The following is a 213-nucleotide window of genomic DNA, read 5'->3' as shown; positions in this document are numbered from 1 at the left end:
GCGTCGGCAGCATCGACAGTCAGACGGTCAAGGCGACGGAGAACGCCGAGAGCCGTGGGTTCGATGGGGGCAAGAAGATCAACGGGCGGAAACGCCATATCATCGTAGACAAGCTGGGTTTACTGCTAGCGGTCGCGGTCACGGTGGCGTCGGCTGACGACGGGACGATCGCCCCCAAGGTCCTGGGGGAGTTGACGGCCGAACATCGGTCTC

Annotated in this window: 1 protein-coding gene; it reads left to right on the top strand. The window is 63.4% G+C overall.

Annotated elements, in window-relative coordinates; all coding sequences use genetic code 11:
* Positions 1 to 213: transposase (locus ACYOEI_RS41600; protein WP_462856520.1), on the top strand; the 213-nt coding region annotated here is incomplete at both ends.

The organism is Singulisphaera rosea (genome assembly GCF_054877945.1).
The sequence above is the reverse complement of the archived record's forward strand: the minus strand, read 5'-3'. Positions and strand labels throughout refer to the sequence as shown.